Genomic DNA, 24,387 nt, shown 5'->3' on the forward strand with positions numbered 1-24,387 from the left:
TAAATATGATAAAGTATTATGTAAGAATAGCTATTAGAAACCTTATAAAACATAAGGTTATTTTAGTGAGTAGTATGCTAACGTTATGTTTGGGGACACTTTGTACATCATTGTTACTATCTTACATTTACAATGAGCTTACTACGGATGGTTTCCATAAAAACAAAAAGCAGATTTACTTTGAAGTTTTTAGGTCGGACCCGGATGGTGTGTGGACAAACCCTCCTCCGGCTATTGATATAGATTATAACTCATATCCCGAAGTAGAAGCAGTAACCAGTGTAGCCAAACTAGATAAAAAATATAAAAGTGCCACAGTTTACCACAACAATGAAAGCTATTATACAGATGGCATAGTGGCCGATACTACCTTTTTCAAGGTTTTTGACTTTGATCTAAAATACGGAGACAAAAAAAGCATTCTTTACAATCCATATCATGTTGTATTATCTGAAGCCTTTGCAAAGGTGTTGTTCGGAAATAAGAATCCAATTGGAGAAAAACTAAAGATCACAACTGGCTCCGAGATTTTTTATACAGTAAAAGGCGTAATAAAAATACCTTCCAACAGTTCCATTACTTTCGATCTGCTATTTCCCAAGCCTACTGAAAACTCAGTTATAAAACATGGGCAACTGGGAATGAAATTTATACTTATTAATGACAGCTTCAAAAAATCTGAGTTTATAGAGAAAGTAAAACAATTAAAAATTATTTCGCCTTACATAAAAGAGTATGGTTTACAGGTAAATTACTTACCGTTTGATGCTCTTTACTATAATAACATGCCTATTCGTGCTGATGTTTTGTCAAGGCGTGGAGATACTAAAACTCTAAAAATAGTTTTTGCCATCATACTTGTAATTATTGTCATTTCAGCACTTAATTTTTCCAATGCACAAATAATTAATATAAATAATAGTATTAAATACAATGCGCTACTAACGATTAACGGAGCAAAGAAATCACATATACTTTATCAAAAGCTTGTAGAGTATGCTATACTTTATACCATTGGTTTATTGTTTGTTACTATATGTTACAGACTAGTGCTTCCTGAGTTTAATGCTTTGATGAAGATAGAATTGCAACCTTCAAATTTAGTGGTGTTTACCATTATTGGGTGTACATTGATTTTCATGATGTTTTTGGCATTGATTTATCCTTTATTAGTGATTTATAAGCGAACTGTAGTAACAAATATAAAATCCATTGTTAACGTTAATGGCAACCTAACTACCCGAAAAGCTATTTTGGTCATTCAATACGTGTTAGCAATAACACTTCTTATAACTTCCATATTGGTATCAAAACAATTGCATTTAATGTTAAATAAAGACTTGGGTTTTGATTGTAAAGATATTGTAAGGATCAAGTTTTACAACAAACCAACTTTCAACTATAAAAATGATGAAGAACAATACAATTTAAAAAAACAACTACCTGAACTCATCAAAAATAAGTTGGCAGAAATTCCGTTAGTTGTGGGATTCTCTCAGGGCAAATCTCCCATAATGCCTATTCCATTACCTTTAAGGTCCAAAAACAGCAATAAAGAATTTCATGAAATAAATTTCTTGTCAGTAGGTGCCAATTATAAAAGCGTTTTTGGATTAACGCTCATAGAAGGCCAGTGGTTTAATAATAACGCAACTAACAATATATTCAGTAAAAATGAAATTATTGTCAACGAAGCCGCCAAAACATTTTGGAAAATAAAAGACATCAATGCAGATATTATATTAACACCCAATGAAAACTTTAAAGGTTACAAAATTATAGGCGTTGTTAAAAATTTTAATAGTGAGCATCTGTCATCCAAACCTAAACCATTGGTTCTATTTCCTTCAGTAGATTGGAACGCTGATTGTTTTATCAAATTGCAAACAAACAGGATTAATGATGGTTTACAAACATTGGAAGCCTTATTTAAAAAAGCAAACCCAGAAGGCTCTTTTAAATACACTTTTTTAAGTGATGAGATTATAGCCCTATATAAAAAAGAAAAAGACCTTAGATCTATATTCGTAATATTTACTGGCATTGCCCTATTGATCTCAGCCATTGGTTTGTTTACAATAGCTTTATACGATACACAAAGGCGAACCAAAGAAATCGGCATCCGTAAAGTAAACGGGGCGACTATAAACGAGATCATGCTTATGCTCAACAAAGACTTTGTTAAATGGGTAGGAATCGCTTTTATAATTGCGTGTCCGATTGCCTACTATGCCATGAACAAATGGTTGGAAAACTTTGCCTATAAAACGGTGTTGAGTTGGTGGGTGTTTGCCTTGGCAGGTGTATTTACATTAGTTATTGCCCTGTTAACGGTAAGCTGGCAAACATACAGGGCCGCTACCCGTGATCCAGTGGAAAGCTTAAGGGATGAGTGATTTAAGTGAAAAGTTAGAAGTAAAAAAAGGTCGTCATTGCGATGAGTGTAACGAAGAAGCAATCTTTTTAAAGGTGAAATCGACCAAGAGATTACTTCGTCGCTCTAAAAAACTCCTCGTAATGACGAAAGTTGCCCGTACTGAGCGCAGTTGAAGTGTGGCAATCTCATAGAAGAAAATGGTATTGATAAGAATACCGCAAACCGTTTAAAGTTTTATAAACCAACAACTAATAACCAGAAACAAGAAACCAATAACCAGTAACCAATCACCCCCTATTTAACGCGTTCAACAAGTTCTAACTGATCCAGACTAACATTAGTGGTGAAAATCCCATAGTTTACAACTGCCTTATTTTTCTCAATTTTATCAAGCGTACCAATAGCCCGACCATCTTCCATGCGAACGCGGTCACCAACTTTTAAAATAGGTTTTGGTTTGGGAGCTTCGACTGCTTTCTTTTTAGCTTCCTTTTTCTTTTGGCGGATGACTTCTACTTTTTTTTCAACGTCACGCTTTACTTCTTTTTCTTTGGCTTTAACAACTTTCTTTTGCTTTACCGATAGCTTCTTACGCTTGGAATTTTCGATTTGGACAATCTTAAAAAGTTCCGACATCAGCTCGCGTTTTTGTTTGTTATCAAAATACTTCTCGGCAAGGTCATTAACTTTTTGTCCCAAATAAATCAATCGTTGATTGCTATCGTAGAGCTCTTGATAGCTTTCCAGCTTTTTTTGGATTTTGGTGTTGATCTCTTCAAGCCTATCAGCCTCTTCAATCTTCTTTTGTTCATTACGCTTTAAGGATGCGCCGGTCTTTTCAAGTTTTGAGCGTTCTTTTTGAAGTTTGGCAATAGTAGCATCAAAGCGCACTTTGCTGCGCTCTATTTTCTTTTTGGCCCGATTAATTAAACTGTATGGAATACCATTCTTTTGAGCGACTTCAAACGTAAAAGAACTTCCGGCTTGACCAATGACCAACTTAAAAAGTGGTTCCAAAGTACGCTCATCAAATAGCATGTTAGCATTGAGCATATAGGGTAATTCGTTGGCCAATATCTTTAAATTGGCATAGTGTGTTGTAATAATACCAAAAGCTTCCCTATGGTAGAATTCCTCTAAAAAAGTTTCAGCAAGAGCACCACCAAGTTCAGGATCACTACCGGTTCCAAATTCATCAATTAAAAAGAGTGTGTTCTTGTTGCACTTTCTTAAAAAATAATTCATTTGTTTTAATCGGTAACTATAAGTGCTTAAATGGTTCTCAATGGATTGATTGTCGCCTATATCACTTAATATCCTATCAAAAAGACATACTTGACTCCGTTCATGAACGGGAATAAGCATCCCGCTTTGCAGCATAACCTGTAAAAGCCCTACTGTTTTTAAGGTAATGCTTTTACCCCCAGCATTAGGACCGGAAATGACAATAATACGGCTGTCTTGTTTTAATTCAATGGTTTGTGGAAACGTCTTTTCGCCCTTCTTTAAATTGGTCAAATAGAGAAGGGGGTGGTAGGCATCACGCAAAAACATGCTTTTATCATCCGATATATTTGGGAGTATACCATGCATTGCTTTAGCGTACTTAGCCTTTGCTGCAATTACATCTATGTCTATTAAAAAGCTTTGATACTGTTCCAATAAGCCCAAGTACGGACGAATATAATTGGTAACCTCTTTTAAAATGCGTATTTCTTCTTCGTGTGCTTCGTATTCTAAATTATTAAGTTCACGCGAGTATTTAAGGGTTGTTTCAGGTTCTATGTATACAATACTTCCCGTTTTACTGCCCCCCATAATAGCACCTTTCACTTTACGGCGATACATAGCTTTTACAGCCAGCACACGTCGGTTGTCTACTACGGTTTCACGAATATCGTCCAAATACTCAAGAGTATGGTAACTATTTAAGGCTGTTACAAAGCTCTGGTTTATTTTGCCCTTTACATTATTGATGGATTGACGTAATTCAAAAAGTAAGGGCGAAGCATTGTCTTTAATATCTCCAAAGCGATCTACAATGGTTTCTATTTTTTCAATAATGACTTTGGTAACTTCAATGTGCGATGCATGGACATAAAGCGTAGGGTAGTAGTCTTCAAATTTTTTAAGAAAAAGAATAATATCATTAACGGTATTTGATATTGCTACAATTTTTTTTAAACTATGAACTTCTAAATAAGTATTGTCAATACGTAGTAATTTAAGCTCTTTGCTTATGGTATCGAAGCCATGGTTGGGAATGCGATTGTCGTTATAAAACGACGACAAATATTCGTTTGTTAATTGTAAACTATTAAGAAGCGTCTCTTTGGTTTTGTATGGCGAAATCTGTAACGCCTTTTCATGTCCCAGTGCGGTTACACAATATTCGCTTACCTGCTCAAGTACGGTAGGAAATTCTAAATCTTGTAACGTTTTATTATGAATGTATATCATTCGGTAATGGTCCTAGTTTTTATAACAGCGCAAAGTTAAAATTAAACAACGAATAATTTTAGACTAAGGAATACTTCATTGTATAAAAAAACCTCCATTTGGAGGCTTTTTAGGTATTTAGTCAAAATAACTAAATGTATCACCGTCTTTTATATTGAGCAGTGTTTCATAAATGAGTCGAATAACATTTTCAACATCATCCTTATGCACCATTTCAACAGTTGTGTGCATGTAACGTAACGGCAAGGATATTAATGCCGAAGCAACCCCTCCGTTACTATAGGCAAATGCATCGGTATCGGTACCTGTAGCGCGTGATAAGGCCGAGCGTTGAAACGGAATTTTATTGGTGTCGGCTGTATCGGTTATTAAGTCGCGTAGTTTTTGTTGAACTGCCGGAGCGTAGGCTACAACTGGTCCTTTACCAATTTCCAAATCCCCCTGTACTTTCTTTTCAATCATAGGGGTAGTTGTATCATGCGTTACATCGGTAACTATGGCTACGTTTGGTTTAATGCGTTGTGTTATCATTTCTGCACCCCGCAAACCTATTTCTTCTTGCACAGCATTAACAATGTATAATCCAAAGGGCAAGGATTTCTTATTCGCCTTTAATAGACGTGCCACTTCAGCAATCATAAAGCCTCCCATGCGATTGTCCAATGCACGACACACAAATTTGTCGCCATTTAAAATGTGAAACTCATCTGGGTAAGTGATAACGCACCCAACATGTACTCCCAATTTTTCAACCTCCTCTTTGGTTTTACAACCACAATCAATAAAAATATTATCCGGCTTCGGGGCTTCTTCTTTAGCCTTATTTCGTGTGTGGATAGCAGGCCAGCCAAACACGCCCTTTACAATCCCTTTTTTTGTGTGGATGTTTACGACTTTACTTGGGGCTATTTGGTGATCGCTACCACCGTTCCTGATCACGTAAATAAGCCCGTTGTCACTAATATAGTTTACATACCACGAAATTTCATCGGCATGTCCTTCAATAACAACTTTATATTTTGCTTTCGGATTAATAACACCAACCGCTGTGCCATAAGTATCTGTAATAAACGTATCGACATAGGGTTTTAAATAATCCATCCATAATTTTTGTCCGTCCCATTCGTAGCCTGTAGGAGCCGCATTATTTAAATATTTTTCTAAAAAGTCAATTGATTTTTTATTGAGAATTTGCTTCTTCGCCATGTGTTAAAATTTTGTACTAAAATAATAATATAAATAGAAAATAATGGTTTCCAAAGTGTAAATTATTAATTTTGGTGATTATGGCTCCAACCCATTTATTAATGAACTTTTTTAAATACATAGTGTTAATTTTTCCTTTATTTCTCACAGCTCAGATAAGTGAGGATTTACAGGACTCTACAACTGTGGAATACCTTATTATTAAAGGCGATTCAGTACCTAGAACGACTATCGATTTAGAAGAAGTGATGCTGCTGCATAAACTTAAGTTTGATAGCAGAAAGGATCGTATACGTTATTTAATATTAAGAAGAAAAACTATTAAAGTATACCCTTACGCCAAAATGGCTGCGGATAGGTTGGACTCACTTAATAGGCGTTTGAGCTTACTTACCAAAAAGCGAGATAGAAAGCGGTATACCAAGATGATTCAAAAGTACATTGAAGGTGAGTTTTCGGATGAACTAAAAAAACTAACCAGGACCGAAGGACAAATATTGGTGAAATTAATCCACCGACAAACGGGAATGACTACTTTCGATCTGGTAAAGGAATTACGTAGCGGTTGGCGTGCTTTTTGGTACAATACAACAGCTAGTATGTTCGATATTTCGTTAAAACAGACATTCGATCCCGAAAATGTAAAAGAAGATTATTTGATAGAGGATATATTACAGCGAAATTTTCAAAGTGGTGTTTTAGAACATCAAAAACCTGCATTACAATTCGATTTTTACGATTTAACCGATAAGTGGTTAAACAACAAAGAACCTTAAGGTGCTTATGTATGAGCAAACTGCATTGGAGGAAAAACTAAATGCCATTTCGCATGGTATTGGCGCTTTTTTTGGTGTTGTGGGATTGGTAATGCTTATCGTATCCAATAATCATAGATCGGATTGGAGCTTGTTTAGCGTGATAGTTTATGGCTGTTCTATTATTACTTTATTTACGGCTTCCACGCTATACCACTTGGCTAAAAGTGAGCGAAGAAAGCATTATTTTAGAATTGTAGACCACATTAGTATTTACTTTCTTATAGCAGGTACTTATACACCAGTATTGCTAATTACTTTAAAGGACAGTTTAGGATGGCCTTTATTTTGGGTCGTATGGGGTATTGCAGTTTTTGGAATTGTACTAAAATTGTTTTTCACTGGACGTTTTGAAGTGTTCTCCACACTTTTGTACTTAGTCATGGGATGGCTTATTGTATTCGATTTTTCTATGTTGTCCAAAGCCATTGGTAGTAATGGTGTGCTTTTACTTTTTGCGGGCGGATTGGCCTATACGGTAGGAGTTATTTTTTATGCAATTAAGAGCATCCCATATAACCATGTAATTTGGCATTTGTTTGTGCTATTGGGAGCTTTATTCCATTATTTTATGATACTTTTATATGTTGTTTAATTGAAAAGAGTTCCTTAAGACTCTTATTCTTTTTTAGGTCTGTAATATGATAACAATTACTATAGCCAACACGCATAAAGATTATTCGAAAATTGCTGAACTGGCAGATTTGGTTTGGCGCGAGCATTACATACCGATTATTGGGAACGCCCAAGTGGATTATATGCTAAAAACCTTTCAGTCGGTCGATGCTATTTCCCAACAGGTGTCCGACGGGTACAGTTATTATTTTCTTAATTACCATAATGACGCTGTTGGATATATTGCTGTTAAAGAGGAGGCTGATGCTTTATTTTTAAGTAAAGTATATGTTTTAAGCAGTTATCGGGGAAAAAAGATAGGGAAAGCCGCAATGCATTTTATAGAGGAACGTGCAAAGAGAATGCAATTAAAAACTGTTCAGTTAACAGTAAACAAATACAATTTAGAATCCATAAAAGCTTACAAGAAACTGGGGTTTATTAATAAAGGTCCGCTTGTTAAAGATATTGGACAAGGCTTTATTATGGACGATTACCTCATGGAGAAAACACTTAACAATTAACACTTAATAATTGACAATACACTACAGATTATATAATTTCTAACCATCTAACCATCTAACCATCTAACCATCTAACCATCTAACCATCTAACCATCTAACCATCTAACCATCTAACCATCTAACCATCTAACCATCTAACCATCTAACCATCTAACCATCAATAACATCCCTATATTCCTCAAAAAATGCTTCAAACAAGGTCATTTTTACGTTAAAGAATTCCATAACCACTTGCCAGCTATTTTTATTATGAATGGATACTTTTGCTTCCAGGGGCACATAAATTCTTGAAATCTCTTTGTGGTTTTCCAATATATGGATTTCATCAAAAATCGCTTCCAGTAAATAGTCGTCCGTAAGGATCGATTTTAAAGCTTGTAGTTTTTCCCAATACGTAATACGGTTTTCCAAATCGTCTTCTAGGTCTAGAGCAACCAACGCGCGTTTGGTATCAAAATGGAATTTAAAGCTAAAACCTTTTAATTTGGTGTCATATAAAATCCATTTTCTAGGAAAGGATTTTCCAAAACTTGTCCAAAATTCCTGTCTTAATTGTCGGGATTCCTCTTTTGAAAACATGGTGACTAAATTATATAAGCAATACCAACCCCTAATATGATGGCAATAAATTTTGATAAATTAAACTTATGCCCATCGCCACTCTCAAATAAAATAGTCGTTGAAATATGAAAAAAGATACCTATCACTACCGCGTTGATTATATGAATGTACTCTGGAGCTATACCTGCATTATTTGAGATCAAGGTTCCCAGAGGTGTCATAGCAGCAAAAACCACCAAAAAGCTAGTAATCTGAAGTTTATTGTAGTCCGATTGTAATAAGAACATCGTCACCAGTGTGGCAATAGGCATTTTATGGATGAGTACGCCATATACCATATCATTGTGCTCGTGGATTGGGAAGCCTTCCAAAAAACTATGTATACATAAACTTATAAATAAAAACCAGGGAAAGGCAGTACTGTTCTTGTGTACATGCACATGGCCGTGTTCGGCTCCCTTAGAAAATAGTTCTAAAATAATTTGAAGCAAAATGCCCGACATGATAAACAGTCCGGTGAGTTTGGTCTCTAAGTGATGATATACTTCTGGTAGTAGCTCGAAAAGTGTTAAAGCCAATAAGAAGGCACCGCTAAAAGAGAGTAGGAGTTTGGTGTTTAAGTGTTTTTTAGGTTTGGTAACAGTCGCAAGGAGAACTCCTAAAACAACAGCATATACGGGTAAAAGAAATTGATTCATCATTCGTAATTACTCAAAATATAAATTTTAGACTACTAATTTATCTTATTTAAAAATCATGATTAAACGTTCAGAATCTTTAGAGTAAAACTTATGCAATTTATAGTCTCCAAAAATATCCAGTAAATATACACCAGCTTCTTCAAAAAGTGCTTCAAACTCATTTAATGTAAACGCCCTTACCCTTTCTTGGTAGGCATAAGGGGTGCCATAAGCTTCAAATTGAATATCCTTAATGATATATCCATCACTAACATAGCGCTTTAAATGAAACGTAATGTCATCAACTTTTTTTACTTCTTCGGCTACTAAATTATCAATAATATATTCCGAATTCATAAAATCAATAACCCCAAACCCCGATTCATTTAAATTGGACTTAATGGCCTTAATGGTATTAAGATTATCTTCATCCCTTTCAAAATACCCAAAACTGGTAAACAAATTAAAAACGGCATCAAACTGTCTTTTATAGGGTTTACACATATCGTGTACATCAAAATGTAGGGAGTGATTTTCAAACTGTTTGGCGTAATTAATACTATTTTCACTCAAATCAACACCGGTTACATGGTAACCAATTTTGTTTAAGTATACAGCATGGCGCCCTTTACCACAGGCCAAATCCAAAATAGTCCCATTTACAGGAATATTCAGGTAATCGGTAAGCGTGTCCATAAAGGTATGTGCTTCGGTATCATCTCTATCTTTATATAAAATGTGGTAAAAAGGTGTATCAAACCACGATGTAAACCATGTTGTTGTGTCTTGTATCATATATTCTTTGGCGGTTACCACTTTGGTCAGGACCGTTTTTATATTTTTCTTTTGCTCTGTATTTAAGGACTTACCCAACAAAACAAAAGGATGCTATAGCAATCCTTAACCTAAATTTCAATAATCATGATGTTTGCTGCAAAATTACGTTATTTTTGCAATCTATTATAAGTAAAAAATGGAAGAAAATTTTTCGATGGTTGCCAAAACCTTATTTGGCTTTGAGGATTTATTAGCTAAAGAACTTGTACAGCTTGGCGCACAGGATGTAAAAAAAGGTGTTCGTAATGTAAGTTTTTCTGGTGATAAAGGGTTTATGTACAAGGCGAATATGGGACTACGTACAGCTATCAAGATATTAAAGCCTATCGATACATTTACCGTAAATAGTGAGCAGGATTTGTATAATAAAATTTATAAAATGTCCTGGGACTCGTATTTAAAGTCAACAGGGAGTTTGGCAATCGACGCTACGGTACATTCCGATATTTTCAAGCATTCCTTATTTATTGCGCAAAAAACCAAGGATGCTATTGTTGATAAGTTTAGGGATACTACAGGGCAACGCCCCAATGTGGATTTAAAATTCCCAGATTTAAAAGTCAATGTACATATCGATCGTAGACAATGTACAATCTCTTTAGATTCTTCTGGAGAATCATTACATAAACGCGGCTATAAAATAGCGACAAACATAGCACCTATTAATGAAGTGCTTGCAGCTGGGATGATTATGTTATCGGGTTGGGACGGACAATCTAATTTTATGGATCCCATGTGTGGGAGTGGCACCATTCTTATTGAAGCAGCAATGATAGCATGTAATATTCCCCCAAATTTATTGCGCAAGGAATTTGCTTTTGAACGTTGGCAAGATTGGGATGTTGATCTTTTTGAAAAAATAGAAGATTCCCTGCTTAATAAGACCCGGGATTTCCATCATAAAATTATTGGATATGATAAGGCGCCCAGTGCAGTTATGAAAGCAAAGGAAAATATAAAGCACGCCCAATTGGAAGATTTTATAAGCGTTAAGCACGAAGACTTCTTTAAAACACAAAAAGGAGGTACTGATAAATTGCATATGGTATTTAATCCCCCTTATGGTGAGCGTTTAAATATTGATATGCAAGCGTTTTACAAAAACATTGGTGATACGTTAAAACAAAGCTATCCAGGCACAGATGCTTGGCTGATAACTAGTAACTTAGATGCATTAAAGCATGTAGGGCTACGTCCTTCCCGTAAAATCCAACTTTTTAATGCCAAGTTAGAATCGCGCTTGGTTAAATACGTCATGTACGAAGGTAGTAAAAAGGCTAAGTACAATAAGTAAGTTGTTAGGTTAGGTTAGGTTAGGTTAGGTTAGGTTAGGCTTGAATCAATTCTTATAATCCAAGCCTTTTTTACTATTTTCAACCGAGGTTTGCCAAGCAAACAGTTCCTTTTTTAGTTTGTTTGCTACTTCCGGATATGTTTCGATACAATTTTGTTTTTCCGAAGGATCGTTTATTAGGTCATAAAGTTCAAAATTACCATCCTTACTATTACCTATTAGTTTATACTGCTGTGCAACCCACGAAATTTGGGGCTCGCAAATAAACAGTTTAAGGCTAAAAGCCAGCTGTTAACAGCTAAGAGTTGAAGTTTAAAGTTGTGCAATTATGTAACCAATACCCAATACCCAGTACCTAAGAGTTGAGAGTTGAAAGTTTAAAGTTTAAAGCGAAAAACGAAAAGTGAATAATGAACAATGAACAGTGAACAGTTTAAGGCTAAAAGCCAACTGCTAACAGCTAAAAGTGAGTACTGAGTAGTGAGTAGAGAGTAATGAAAAGTTAAAAGTGTAATGTTGTACAATTATGTAACCAACAACAAACAACCAATAACCAAAACCCAATACCCAATTGTAAATAATCAATAATAAATAGTCAATACCAAATCGTCAATTAACAGCTACCTCAATTCCCTAATGGCCCAGACTATCAATAAAAAGCCTATCCCCGTCAAGGCTGGTGCTGGTATTTTCATGACTAGTCCAATGGCAATCATAACAATTGCAACGAGTACTAACAATACAAAAATTACATTTAGTTTTTTATTACGTGTCATCGTTTTGGATTTTAATTATTGAATTGATATTTAATAAGTTAAAGACGATTTACTGCATAGTGTTTATTACGGCTACAATTCTTAGAGGGGCGCCACTACCTCCTTGAATTTTCATAGGTAGAGCGATAACCTCAAAATCTTTGCTCGGTAGCTTATCAAGGTTCGTTATATTTTCGAATGCAGGAATATTATGGGACAGTAGTATCACATGACTTTTAAAATATTGGGACTGTCCGTAATCAATACTCGGGGTATCAATGCCAATGGCATGAATGTTACGGTTTTCTACTAGCCATGTTGCAGCTTCGGGGGATAAACCAGGAAAGTGCAGTTCTTTAATCGCAGCTTCACCACGCTTATCCGTTCCCAAATATTTAAGTTTATCAGGGTAATGTTTAGAAAACCCAGTTTCCAACAAAACGATACTTCCATCAGGAATTTGGATGTTTTCTGTTTTTTCCCAATTCATAAAATCAGCAACACTTATTAAATAATCGGGATTTTTAAGTGCTTTTGAGGACACATCAACTTTTATGGCATTACCTATTAGATTTTCAAGCGGTATCTCGTCTACAGATTGCCCTTTTTTAGCAAAATGAATTGGTGCATCTATATGTGTGCCGCCATGTTCGGCAGTACAAAAATTATTGGCAGAATAGTAAAAGCCCTTATCCGTTTGCCCCTTAAAAACAGTATCCAATTCAAATTCCTTGGCAGTGACCCAATAGATGGTTTCGTCTGAAAACACATGTGATAAGTCGATGAGTTTCTTTTTGGGTATTTTCGATTCTGTTGGCACTTCTTGTTTTTGCGATTTTTCAGGTCCGTTATTACATGATAGCAATAAAAACAGAAATAGTACTAAGAAATAAATAGATGTCCTCATGTTATATTTTTAATTAGTTACAGTTCCCAAAAGTGGTTTCTAGTAGAGGAGAGGGTGGCACCCTTAAAGTTAGTAAATTATTTTATACCAATTAGTTTGTCTTAGTAAACAGCTATTAGTGAAAAGTAAGCAGTAAATAATCAATACTCAATACTCAATACTCAATACCCAACAGTAAACAGTGAACAGTAAACAGTAAACAGTGAACAGTAAACAGTGAAATGTTAACAGCTATCAGTGAATAATAAATAATGCTAAAAGGGAAAAGGGAAAAGGGAAAAGTAAGCAGTGAACAGTAAATAACCAATGGCCAATAGTCAATTGTAAATAGTCAATTAACAGCACCCAATAATCAATAGTCAATAGTCAATCACCAACACCCAATACCCAACAGTAAACAGCTATCAGTGAATAATAAATAATCAATGGTAAACAGCTAAAAGGGAAAAGGGAAAAGGGAAAAGTAAGCAGTGAACAGTAAATAACCAATGGCCAATAGTCAATAGTCAATAATCAATACCAATAGCAAATCATCTAGATGGCGCCAACCCAACAAGGCGTGTAAAGATTAACAATGCAGTAGATATCAAGATAAATGCAATACCTATCCCAAGCGTATCGGCAAAATAACCAATGCCAATGGCGATTATACTTGTTGTTAGGGTGCTAAAAAAAGATTGTGCAGAAATAACGGATGTCAATATTTTTTGAGGCACATGATCTGCAATTTCGGCAACCAAAAGAGGCTTTCTAATATTTTCAAAAAAGTAAATACAAGCAAAGAGTATAAGTGCCAGATACCAGTATTCAAAATAATACAATAAACCAGTAATTGTGCCAGCTACCAAGCCTAAAAACAGCGTGATCTTAGGGATGTTTACCGATATAGCACTGGAAATCCATGATGCCGATTTGGAGGCATAGGAGTTAGCGAGGAAAATAAAAAAATAGATGATGCCTATTATCACACCGCTTTTCTTTTTAGCCTCTATATGCATCAAAACAGGTATTAAAAGCGCGACCTGTACCATAATGGGTTGGATATAATCCTTAATAGCCTTTAGATATGCCGTATGCAGGGCTGCCGAATTGATAATTTGCAGTACTTTGCGCTGCTTGACGGTTTTTATAAAGGATTTGAATGTAAACAACAGCGATATATTTTCCTTTTTATTACTGTCATTTAATGCATAATCTATTGTGCTAGGGTAGGTATAGATATTAATAAAGTTAAGGAGGTACGGAATTACCGAATACAAAAATATAGAGCGGTAGCTACCCGAATATAACACCAAGCCTCCAGCTATTAAAGCCGAAAGTGCCGATCCCTTTTGCGACCAAGAACGTGTATGTCCGTAATAATTTGCTTTTTGGTGACTTTGTCCCTGTAGTTTCAGATAGTCCATTATCATACCTTTATGTGTGCCAGAGCGGAAGGCATCAGCAATGCCATATAAGACAATAGCTAGAAGGAAAGCATAAAAGGAAGAGAAGGCATAAAAAATAAGAAACGATGCAATATATAATATAAATGAGCAGATAAGTGACTTTTTACGACCATAAGTATCCGCTAAAATACCTGATGGGATTTCAGAAATATTGATCGTTATTTCCCTAAGCGCATACAACACGCCAATTTGTGTGTAGCTAATGCCATTTTCCAAAAAAAAGAGTAACAAGAAAGCATCAAAAAAACGCAAGTTCTTTAAAAAACCATAGGCACAGAATTTATAGTATTGTGGGTTCTTTTGTATGATATGCATCGTAACGCTCTATTTTATCTATTCCTCAATACGATTGTCGTCGAAAGCAGACGGTAATAGCTTGGGAATAAACTTAATAACTAAAGGTAGTAATAAAGCACCACCCGGTAGTAAGAAAATGGCAAGGCTAGGAATGGATTTAAAAATATCCAATAGTTGTTCTTGTACCTTTTTTTGCTCGTCACTGTCCAAATCCCTGACTGTGGATTGCGAAAGCAAAATCATAAGCTCTTTACTGTCTTTAAGTTCACGATACAGGCGCTTACTGTTCCGTGTAATCAGTTTGTTTACCATTTTACTGGAGTTATTATAAAAACTCTGTACAATATTTTTAGAACTCAATAACGGAATATCGTTTGCATGTAAGGTATAAAACGCATTGACCGTATTTATGGAGTCGTCAATGGTATTTCTATTAATATCAAGGTCTGTTCCTAATTTTAACAAAAAATGCTGTTCATCTTTATCGATGGTTTTGTCTCCCCAGGTTGCCATACAGGCTAGATCCAAAACATAACGTTTTTCTTGAATTGATTTAATAAACCCAATAGCTTTATCATATTTAATATGAATGTTATCCTGATACCTTAAAGAGGACTCTAAAAGTTTTATAAGACTTTCGTCATATTGGTTTTTTGCGATTTTAGAATTTAAAACATCCAAAGTAATTGAAGCGATGGAAGCTTCCAAGCTTTTTATATAACTAATAGAGATAGTCCCATGCTTCAGAAATTCATGATATGCCAGAACATCTATAAACAACAACGCATTGATGATAAAATAGTTGAAGCTTTTGGTAATTAAGTTGTCATCTATCTGAATGCGCTTGTGTATTATTTTTTCTAGTTGTTCACTGGATTTTTTGCCTCCCAACAATTCTTGAAAGAAAGAGGTCTTAAGTTCGTTTATAGCAGTATAAAAATTAATAACACTATTTATAAACCCAATATTAGAACCCGCATGGTGATGGGTGTACAAAAAGGCTATGCATAAATTTGCTTTACAAATTTCGTCTTCAGTCAAGTCTTTTTTATCAATAACCTGATCTACAATATCTAGATTACTACCATATATAAAACCACAAGTACGTAAGGCATTATAAAAGCGATCTTCAGGATACTTTAAAAATGCATCATTTAGTTCAATTACTTTAAGTAATTTCTTTATCCAACCGTTTGCTGATGGATTCATAGAGCTAAATTAAATATGCCGTAAATGTAAGCTTTTAGATGTCAAATTTGCAAATAATTCCTTTAACAAAATTTTAACAAAACCACTAAAGTGATTACTTCGTAGGTATGCTTGAAAGTCAAACATTAATTAACAAAAACTTTAAAATTATGAAAAACTTCAAGAAAATTTTAGGAGTCGGTATACTGGCAGTAGCTAGTTTAATCGTTATTGCGGCAGATCACATAGACGCGCCGGTAGTACAAGGTGGTACTAGTGATATCACCGATTTTTACGCCTTTCAAGGTGAAAACACAAACAATTTAGTATTTGTTGCAAACCTGCAAGGCTTATTGAGTCCAACAGCTACAGCAAGTGCAGCCTTTGATGAGGATGTAATGATTGAGTTTAATATTGATAATACGGGCGACAATATTGAAGACCTGGTTATTCAGGCCGTACCTAGAAATGGCAAAATGTATATTATTGGCCCTGTCGCTCCTAGTCAAACAGGTATAAATAGTACCATAACAGCCGAAACCAGTAAAGACGTACTAGGTGTTAAAATTACATCCTATGGTATGGATGCCATGGTAGAAACTAAAAATGGTATTTCAGCCTTTGCTGGCCCTAGAGACGATCCTTTCTTTATGGACTTTGCTCAATATTCTGCTATTATTGGAGGCACTGCTACAAGTTTTAACAACCCCGGAAGCGATACGTTTGCAGGAACTAATGTAATGTCGGTAGTCGTAGAAGTACCAAAAGCAATGATTGGTGGTTCTGGTACTATAAACACATGGGTGGAATCAAAAAGAAAACAATAAAAATTAACAGTAAAATTTATACAGATGAAAACTATAAAAATCATATTAGGACTTACTTTAATCGCAGGATTATTATTTAATTGTTCAGCCGATGATACACCAAAAGGCGAAGGAATCTACAACAACCCAAATCTTTCTGGTATTTATGTGCAGGAAGACCAAATGGGACGCCCTGCTGTTAATACAGTGTTTGTTTCTTCTGATAGCAAAGACATGTTCAATGTTACAGTACCTTCGGACCAAAATGCTGCCTTTCAAAGTATGTTTCAAGCAAACCTAGAAGCATTAAGTCCAGCTTATGCTAATAACGGCGATACTAATGCGTTGGGATTAGATGCTGCCACATTTACAAGTGTATTGGCTACAGACGTACTAAACGTATCCTTGGATGGAACAACAACGTTTTATGATGGCACAAACGTACTAACAGGACGAGCGTTAGCAGACGATGTTATTACAGTAGAATTGTTGTTGATTTTCGGTGGGGAAGATTTCACTGAAAACCCAGGACTGTCTAACGATAATGTAGACGCAAACGATAAACCTTTTTTGACCTCATTTCCTTACTTAGCATCACCTTGGTAAAACACATTATTACTCTAAAACGGGGGATTTCCTTCGTTTTAGGGTAACTATTTAAAATCTCCCTAACAAGATATTTAAAAATAACATTATGAATTTACAATATACACTGCTGCTCTGTATGCTTTTATCATTGTATAGCTGCACAACGGCTTCTAAAAGAATTACAGATAGTCATCAATACAATGCGTATTTGGATACTACAGATAATACAGCACTTGAAACGGCACAAAAAGAACTTAGCTTCTGGAAAGAAAAACTAGAAACTGCTCCCGAGCAATTCCCTTATTACGTACAACAAGGCAATGCATATAGTACGTTATTTTCAGTAACCGGAACCATTAACTATCTTAAAAATGCAGAAGAAAGCTATTTAAAGGCTAATGAACTTACAAAATATAGCAATTGTACCTATTTAAAAGCATTGGCATCAAACTATATTTCGCAACACAAATTTAAATTAGCACTAAACTTGCTAACCAAAGCAGAATTAATAGGAGAGAAGCTTAAAGGCACACAAAAGATGCTTTTCGATGTACACTTAGAACTTGGCAATTATAAGCAAGCCAAAACCTATTTGAATGCCATTGAAAATAGAGCTGATTTCGATTATTTAATTCGCTTGGCAAAATGGTCAGACCATAGAGGCAACCTAAACGCCGCTATTAAATATTTAGAACAAGCAAAAGAGATTGCCGAGCGCTCTAATATAGCTTCTACCAAACAATGGATTTATACCAATTTAGCCGATTTTTACGGTCATGCAGGAAACATTGAAGCATCCTATAATCATTATTTAAAGGCATTGGAATTGAACCCTAATGAAGCATATGCAAAAAAAGGGATTGCCTGGATCGTCTATTCATATGAAAAGAATCCAGATGAAGCCTTGCGAATATTAAATAGTGTTACAGCAAATTATTTTGCTCCAGATTATTACTTATTGAAAGCTGAAATTGCCGAGTATAAAAAGGACACAACCTCGTTTAATAAACAGTTAGAATTGTACCACCAGGCAGTATCCAATACAGTATATGGTGCAATGTACAACAAACATAATGTCCTGTTATTTGCAGAAAATCCTAACAAATTAAACACTGCTTTAACCCTGGCACAGGAGGAGGTTATTGAACGTCCTACACCAGAATCCTATGATTTGCTGGCATGGACATATTATAAAAAAGGCTATGTCTATATGGCGTTGGAGATTATAGAAAAACATGTTGTAGAAAAAACATTTGAACCAGAAACATTGTACCATATCGCAGAAATCTATAAAGCGGCAGATAAAACAAAACAATTAAGAATCATAAAGCACGAGCTCTTAAGTAGTTCTTATGAATTAGGTCCTTTAATCGCTCAAAAAATTGATAAACTCTAAACAGTCTTTTAAATATTACACACAAAATGATTGATTTAAAACAAATTGGTTTTTTAGGGTGCTTGCTTTTCTGTATAGCAATTAATGCGCAGCAAGTTAAAGGTGTTGTTACAGATGAGTACAATCAGCCCCTAGAAGCCGTATATATATACAATTTAAATACAAAAAGCCATGCGCACACATCCGAAACAGGTGTATTTATAAATGACAATAACAACGATGGCGATAGTTTAAAAATAGGCTTATTGGGATACAAGACCAAGATTCATGTTTTGAAGAGGTCAGATTTAGATACAACCCTTGCAATAACCTTAAGTGAAAAGGTCTTTCAGTTAAATGAAATGGTCATCGCCGAAACATTAGACGCCTTGAATACTATTGCGCAAATTGATTTAAACACAAATCCTGTAAATTCATCACAAGAAGTATTAAGAAAAGTACCGGGACTTATAATTGGTCAGCATGCAGGTGGTGGTAAGGCAGAGCAAATATTTTTAAGAGGATTTGATATAGACCATGGGACAGATGTAGCAATTTCTGTTGATGGAATGCCAGTAAATATGGTTTCCCATGCACACGGACAAGGGTATAGCGACCTGCATTTTGTGATACCAGAAACTATAGGCAAGATTAATTTTGGTAAAGGAAGTTATTATGCTGAACAAGGCGATTTTAATACGGCTGCATACATAGACTTCGAAACCAAGAATTGTTTGAAAGAAAGCAGTGTGTCCATGTCATTGGGTAGGTTTAATGCACTAAGGACACTCGGGATGTTTAATTTTTTGGAAAACAATAAACGTGAAAATGCTTATTTAGCAGTAGAGTACATAGAAAATGATGGCCCTTTTGTTTCGCCCCAAAACTTTAATCGTTTAAATGTATTTAGCAAATATGTGGCCTTTTCTCCAAACAATGATAAATTGGCACTAAGTGTATCGCACTTTCAAAGCCGATGGGATGCTTCAGGGCAAATTCCGCAGCGTGAAGTCGATAACGGTAACATATCTCGCTTTGGAGCTATCGACGATACAGAAGGGGGCTATACCGAACGAAGCAACATCAATGTAGCATATAGCAAGCACCTATCTAAAAATAAGAAATTAAAAACCAATGCTTTTTATTCACACTATGGGTTCGAGCTGTACTCAAATTTCACATTCTTTTTAGAAGACCCTGTTAATGGCGATCAAATCAAACAATACGAAAACAGAAACCTGTTTGGACTCAATACAGCCATTTCACAAAACACAACATTGTGGAACAATCCTTTGCATGTCTCTTATGGATTAGGCTTTCGCTATGATGCCACGAACAACACCGAGTTGTCAAAGACCAAAGATCGTAAAACTGTTATCGAACATGTTCAATTGGGGGATATTAACCAGACTAACATAGATGCCTTTATAGGAGTAGAGGGGGAGTTTGGTAAATTTAAAATTGCACCAGCCTTGCGTTTAGATTATTTCAAGTTTTTATACCACGATAAATTAGCAAATGAGTACGCGTTAGCATCCCAAACAAAAATGGTGTTGAGTCCCAAACTGAATGTATTTTACAATGCCAATAGTAATTTACAATGGTATTTAAAATCGGGCATTGGTTTTCATTCTAACGATACCAGGGTAGTAGTGGGTAACCAAAGAGGGGAGATACTACCAAAATCTTATGGCCTAGATTTGGGAACCATATGGAAACCCGGTTCTAAATTTATATTAAATACCGCTTTATGGTATTTGTTTTTGGAGCAGGAGTTCGTCTATGTTGGCGATGCCGGTATTGTTGAGCCCAGTGGAGAGACAGAACGCTTTGGCATTGACTTGGGATTACGTTACCAGTATAACGATTGGTTGTTTTTTGATAGTGATATAACCTATACAAAAGCAAGAAGTATCGAAGAACCCAAAGAAGCGAATTATATTCCGTTAGCACCAGATTTTACTATTTCCGGAGGTGCATCGATTAAAAACCTAAAGGGCTTTTCGGGTGGATTTCGCTACCGTTATATCGATGACCGATCAGCCAATGAAAACAATACCATTGTGGCCAAAGGGTATTTTGTTACCGATTTTAACGCAAACTATAGCTTTAAGAAGCTAAAACTTGGGGTAACAATCGAAAACCTGTTTAATGTAGCTTGGAACGAAACACAATTTGCAACCGTATCCAGATTACAGAATGAACCACAACCAGTAGAGGAAATTCATTTCACACCGGGCACACCTTTTTTTATAAAAGGAACCATAACATACAAACTATAACGATTTTTGAAAAAGAGAAATTGTTTTAACCTGAATGTAAATCTTGTGTTTATTGAGGTTTTTTGTTAGGGAGAAGCGTTCGGTAATTTATAACCGGACGCTTTGATTTTTAAAAAGTATACTTCCTGGTTAGGCTGAGCGCAATCTAACCATAACTAATTATCAGTAACTTGTATGCAGCCTATCCTGATTTTGAAGCCGCTGATCGGATGATTTAATCGTTACTGGCCTGTTTTCTATGATTTCCAAACACCTTTCCAACACTTCCTCTTCAAGTCTCCCCATCGCTTCTTTCGTATAAAACGTTAAATGCGGAAAAAGGATAACGTTCTCCATCTGATAAAGCTTTCGTAACGGATGTGATGCTCTGTTTAGGGGTTCTAGGCTAAAAACATCCAGCCCAGCACCCATAATATGGTTACTCTCCAATGCTTCTAAAAGAGCTAATTCATCTATTAAAGCACCTCGGGCAGAATTAACAATAATTGCTGTTTCCCTTAGTACCGATAGTTCCTCACGGCCTATTAAATGTTTTGTTTCCTCATTAAGGACCGTGTGCAGCGAAATAAAATCACAAGCTTTAAGCATGCTTTTTAGATCATCAAATTTTTCAATCCCATGACTATCTAGCTCTTCTTTGCCCTTATACGGATCGTAGCCCACAACACGCATCCTAAAGCCTTTACCGGCCATTCTGGCCATACTTTTTCCAATCTTTCCGCAACCAACAATCCCCATTGTTTTTTCTGCTAGGTCAAGTCCCAGCCAATCACTATTTGGCCAAGCCCAACCGTCTCTACGCATTTCATTTTGAATAGCTGGTAATTTTTTGGCTAATGCCATAAGCATAGCAAAAGCCCCTTCAGCAACCGTTTCCTCGGCATATTCAGGTATATTAACAACAACAACGCCCTGTGCGTTTGCTGCAGGTATATCGATAGCATCGATACCAACCCCATATTTTACAATGCCCTTTAGTTTTTTAGCCGAATTGATAATACGCTTGGTAATAGGCGTATAGCACATTAACAAAATGTCACAATCCGTAATCGCTTCACATAATTTGTCTTCAGTAACATTATCGGGGAGTAGTACCAACTCATGACCAAGTGCACTTAAAGTTTGATCAATGAGTGGTGTTTCCAACTCCATATCCGTCCTAATGATTTTCATTTATTAAATAGAATATAATTAATAACCCTGTTTTACATTACTAAAATAGCATATTTAATTTGCACTTTACCATTTTCCTGTCATCCAGAGCGCAACACAGCGTAGCGAATGATCTCAACCAACTCTAAACGGCCTACCGAGGGATTGAGGATGAAAATCCTGTTTGTCCCCGAAGCAATGAGGGGGAGGTATTTTTCATCCGTGGCGGGTGGCTGCGTAGCATTTTGTTGACTTTTAGTGTAAGCCTAGACCTTTTGTTACCCATCCTAGCTCAGACGAAGGGTTGGGCGAAGCAAAAAAGTAAAGAAGCTGTCATCCAGAGAGCAGCACAGCGAAGCGAAGAATCTTCCTGTCATCCAGACAGCAGCGAAGGATCTTTAAGAAGCACTTACAACCCCTAAAGTATAAAGCTGATCCATAGTAGGCGATGCACTACCACCAGCTGGTTCTAAAGTAATCCCAAAGGCTTCACTTTCGTTAAGGTTCTCGATCTCGAATATCTTATTGTCATCTTCGGTAAAACTATCAATAGTACCCAAACTCGTAGGAGTAAGCGGATCTAACTTTAAGGACCAGACTTGGTATACCTTACCTTCTGGCGGATCGGGGAGACCTTGAGCATCTAAGAAAATACGCTGTTCGTCTTTGTCCCAATACACCTTAGCATAGGTACTGGCGAAACTGCCTTGTCCCGCTAGCGGAATTTCAGCAATGTTATCATCACGTAATACACTTATTAAAGTATTGGCCTCGGTTAAACTGTTTTTAGCCAGTTCAATCTGAGTTTCTAAATACGATTCCTTATTCTTAGCATTTTGGATATCCGACTTTAGCGCGTGATTTTGATTTAATGTCCAAAGTAAACCTGCCGCTAAAAGGACTGAAGCCGCCCAACCTGTATAAGTTAACCAATTGTATTTAGCCTTTTTATCCATTACAACGACCTTTGAAGCGTTGTTAAAGCCTAAATGTTGTTTTACAGCTTCAAATAAATGTGTATTGTTTTGTTGCGAAGTGGCTGCTGTCAATTTTACCATTGCAGCCTCAATTTCCAAAACCTCCTGAAGTATTTCGGGATGTTGCTGCATGAGTTCATAAATGGCCTTATTTTCTTCATCAGAAAGCGCCCCGGCTACGTATAGCTCTAAAATACCAGATTCTATGTAGGCTTTTATATCCATTTAATTCACTAACATGGTTCTTAGTTCCTTGATACAGTTTCTATTTCTTGTTTTAATAGTTCCAATAGGCATGTTTAGGGCATCAGAGGCTTCACTTTGTGTATAACCCTTAAAATATAACAGTTCTATAACCTCAATACATTTTTTAGCCAGCTTGCTAACAAATTTTGTAATACCAATAGCATCGGTTTCATTGTCCAAGCTATTTCCCGTTTCAAGAATATCTACGAAAAACTCGGCATCAAGGTTTTTTTTTGAATTTTTAAATGCTTTAGAACGCGTTTTGTCAATAGCAGCATTTCTGGCAATGTTTAAAAGCCATGTAAAAAACCGCCCTTTATGGGAGGAGTAACTTTCCGCATTATGCCACGCCTTAATAAAAACGTCCTGTAAAATCTCATCGCTAATATCATTATCCCTAACAATATTGTAAATAACACCATGCATGCTTTTGCTATACATAGTATACAAGGTTTCAAAAGCCTTTTCGTCTTTTTGTTGGAATTTTAAAATAAGGATATCTAATTGCATGCCTTGATTTAGGATGTCTAATGTAAGCAAATTATTTCACACATAAAAAGTAATTGTATATAGCCTGAAAATAGAGATTTATAAATACATTAAAACCAATGTTTACGATTGCAACTCCAATATTTGAGGAGGGAACCTATTAGACTATCAACACAAAGTATTTTACATAATGTAAATTATAGTACATTTCACAACAATTAGCGAAATAGCGCTATTTGACATAATTGCAGATATAATGTCGCAGACTTATATCGATAGTAATTATGTCAAGCTAATTGTGGCTTCGTAGTTGTATTTATTACTATATAGTTTTAAGTTTAGTACATGACAAAAATATAATTCATTGACTATCAGCAAATTAAGCGTTTGAATATTAGGTTAAAGCATTGATTTTCAGTATATTAGAATAATAATTCGACCTATTTATCTAATGAAGAAAACCAATGCTGTCACTAAAAATAGTGAATTAACTTCTGTTCTCAATAC

Annotated in this window: 19 protein-coding genes and 2 pseudogenes; 9 read left to right on the top strand and 12 right to left on the bottom strand. The window is 35.7% G+C overall.

Translation table 11 applies throughout. The features are described 5' to 3' along the window. Window positions 1–5: 5 nt before the first annotated feature. Window positions 6–2,396, top strand: coding sequence for an ABC transporter permease (locus JF259_RS10685; protein ID WP_199115316.1), 2,391 nt, complete (start codon window positions 6–8; stop codon window positions 2,394–2,396). Window positions 2,397–2,671: 275 nt separating this feature from the next. Here JF259_RS10685 and JF259_RS10690 read toward each other — a convergent pair whose 3' ends face one another. After that, the gene (locus tag JF259_RS10690) at window positions 2,672–4,837 is read right to left on the bottom strand and encodes an endonuclease MutS2 (RefSeq protein WP_199115317.1); all 2,166 of its coding nucleotides are present in this window, start codon (window positions 4,835–4,837) and stop codon (window positions 2,672–2,674) included. Between the two features lie 117 nt (window positions 4,838–4,954). Beyond that, complete coding sequence (locus tag JF259_RS10695; protein WP_199115318.1) at window positions 4,955–6,043, bottom strand: M42 family metallopeptidase; 1,089 nt, start codon at window positions 6,041–6,043, stop codon at window positions 4,955–4,957. Between the two features lie 101 nt (window positions 6,044–6,144). On the opposite strand from JF259_RS10695, the gene JF259_RS10700 reads away from it, so the two are divergent. The 3 genes from JF259_RS10700 to JF259_RS10710 are packed head-to-tail and all read left to right on the top strand — an operon-like array spanning window position 6,145 to window position 7,997. Further along, window positions 6,145–6,819, top strand: a complete 675-nt coding sequence (locus JF259_RS10700; RefSeq protein ID WP_199115319.1) for a DUF4294 domain-containing protein — start codon at window positions 6,145–6,147, stop codon at window positions 6,817–6,819. 7 nt (window positions 6,820–6,826) lie between these two features. Continuing rightward, window positions 6,827–7,453 carry a PAQR family membrane homeostasis protein TrhA gene (gene trhA, locus JF259_RS10705; protein WP_199115320.1) on the top strand — a complete coding sequence of 209 codons (627 nt, stop codon included), beginning with the start codon at window positions 6,827–6,829 and terminating at the stop codon, window positions 7,451–7,453. A 46-nt stretch (window positions 7,454–7,499) separates the two neighbouring features. Further along, window positions 7,500–7,997: a GNAT family N-acetyltransferase gene (locus JF259_RS10710; RefSeq protein WP_199115321.1), complete on the top strand. Its 498-nt coding sequence runs from the start codon at window positions 7,500–7,502 to the stop codon at window positions 7,995–7,997. A 151-nt stretch (window positions 7,998–8,148) separates the two neighbouring features. Here JF259_RS10710 and JF259_RS10715 read toward each other — a convergent pair whose 3' ends face one another. Genes JF259_RS10715 through JF259_RS10725 form a run of 3 tightly spaced genes read right to left on the bottom strand, consistent with a single transcriptional unit; the run spans window position 8,149 to window position 10,034 of the window. Further along, window positions 8,149–8,577, bottom strand: a complete 429-nt coding sequence (locus JF259_RS10715) for a DUF4268 domain-containing protein (RefSeq protein WP_199115322.1) — start codon at window positions 8,575–8,577, stop codon at window positions 8,149–8,151. A gap of 5 nt (window positions 8,578–8,582) precedes the next feature. Then, window positions 8,583–9,257 carry a ZIP family metal transporter gene (locus JF259_RS10720; protein ID WP_199115337.1) on the bottom strand — a complete coding sequence of 225 codons (675 nt, stop codon included), beginning with the start codon at window positions 9,255–9,257 and terminating at the stop codon, window positions 8,583–8,585. A gap of 45 nt (window positions 9,258–9,302) precedes the next feature. Further along, window positions 9,303–10,034: a class I SAM-dependent methyltransferase gene (locus JF259_RS10725; protein WP_199115323.1), complete on the bottom strand. Its 732-nt coding sequence runs from the start codon at window positions 10,032–10,034 to the stop codon at window positions 9,303–9,305. A gap of 178 nt (window positions 10,035–10,212) precedes the next feature. On the opposite strand from JF259_RS10725, the gene JF259_RS10730 reads away from it, so the two are divergent. Beyond that, window positions 10,213–11,370, top strand: a complete 1,158-nt coding sequence (locus JF259_RS10730; RefSeq protein WP_199115324.1) for a THUMP domain-containing class I SAM-dependent RNA methyltransferase — start codon at window positions 10,213–10,215, stop codon at window positions 11,368–11,370. 620 nt (window positions 11,371–11,990) lie between these two features. On the opposite strand, the gene JF259_RS10740 is transcribed toward JF259_RS10730, so the two are convergent. The 4 genes from JF259_RS10740 to JF259_RS10755 all read right to left on the bottom strand — a co-directional run bounded on the left by JF259_RS10740 (window position 11,991) and on the right by JF259_RS10755 (window position 15,986). Beyond that, on the bottom strand, window positions 11,991–12,146 hold the full coding sequence (locus tag JF259_RS10740; RefSeq protein ID WP_199115325.1) for a hypothetical protein: 156 nt from the start codon (window positions 12,144–12,146) through the stop codon (window positions 11,991–11,993). Between the two features lie 49 nt (window positions 12,147–12,195). Then, a complete protein-coding gene (locus tag JF259_RS10745; RefSeq protein WP_199115326.1) occupies window positions 12,196–13,032 on the bottom strand; it encodes a cyclase family protein in 837 nt (278 codons plus the stop codon). Window positions 13,033–13,562: 530 nt separating this feature from the next. Continuing rightward, window positions 13,563–14,795 (bottom strand): MFS transporter, encoded by a 1,233-nt coding sequence (locus JF259_RS10750; RefSeq protein ID WP_199115327.1) that lies wholly within the window; start codon window positions 14,793–14,795, stop codon window positions 13,563–13,565. A gap of 18 nt (window positions 14,796–14,813) precedes the next feature. Continuing rightward, window positions 14,814–15,986, bottom strand: a complete 1,173-nt coding sequence (locus JF259_RS10755; protein ID WP_199115328.1) for an LETM1-related biofilm-associated protein — start codon at window positions 15,984–15,986, stop codon at window positions 14,814–14,816. Window positions 15,987–16,135: 149 nt separating this feature from the next. Here JF259_RS10755 and JF259_RS17810 point away from each other — a divergent pair. The 4 genes and pseudogenes from JF259_RS17810 to JF259_RS10775 form a co-directional block, all read left to right on the top strand. Then, a pseudogene (locus JF259_RS17810) lies at window positions 16,136–16,408 on the top strand (DUF4331 family protein); the annotation flags it as partial. A gap of 33 nt (window positions 16,409–16,441) precedes the next feature. Beyond that, a pseudogene (locus JF259_RS17615) lies at window positions 16,442–17,377 on the top strand (DUF4331 family protein). Window positions 17,378–17,465: 88 nt separating this feature from the next. After that, the gene (locus tag JF259_RS10770) at window positions 17,466–18,755 is read left to right on the top strand and encodes a tetratricopeptide repeat protein (protein ID WP_199115331.1); all 1,290 of its coding nucleotides are present in this window, start codon (window positions 17,466–17,468) and stop codon (window positions 18,753–18,755) included. 26 nt (window positions 18,756–18,781) lie between these two features. After that, window positions 18,782–21,016: a TonB-dependent receptor gene (locus JF259_RS10775; protein WP_199115332.1), complete on the top strand. Its 2,235-nt coding sequence runs from the start codon at window positions 18,782–18,784 to the stop codon at window positions 21,014–21,016. 162 nt (window positions 21,017–21,178) lie between these two features. On the opposite strand, the gene JF259_RS10780 is transcribed toward JF259_RS10775, so the two are convergent. From JF259_RS10780 to JF259_RS10790, 3 genes are all read right to left on the bottom strand, one after another. Continuing rightward, window positions 21,179–22,189 (bottom strand): 2-hydroxyacid dehydrogenase, encoded by a 1,011-nt coding sequence (locus JF259_RS10780; RefSeq protein WP_199115333.1) that lies wholly within the window; start codon window positions 22,187–22,189, stop codon window positions 21,179–21,181. A gap of 377 nt (window positions 22,190–22,566) precedes the next feature. After that, complete coding sequence (locus JF259_RS10785; RefSeq protein WP_199115334.1) at window positions 22,567–23,370, bottom strand: anti-sigma factor; 804 nt, start codon at window positions 23,368–23,370, stop codon at window positions 22,567–22,569. Continuing rightward, window positions 23,371–23,901: an RNA polymerase sigma factor gene (locus JF259_RS10790; protein ID WP_199115335.1), complete on the bottom strand. Its 531-nt coding sequence runs from the start codon at window positions 23,899–23,901 to the stop codon at window positions 23,371–23,373. It abuts the gene before it with no gap. Between the last annotated feature and the right edge of the window lie 486 nt (window positions 23,902–24,387).

Origin of the sequence: Snuella sedimenti (genome assembly GCF_016428595.1) — a bacterium.
Classification (GTDB): Bacteria; Bacteroidota; Bacteroidia; order Flavobacteriales; family Flavobacteriaceae; genus Snuella; species Snuella sedimenti.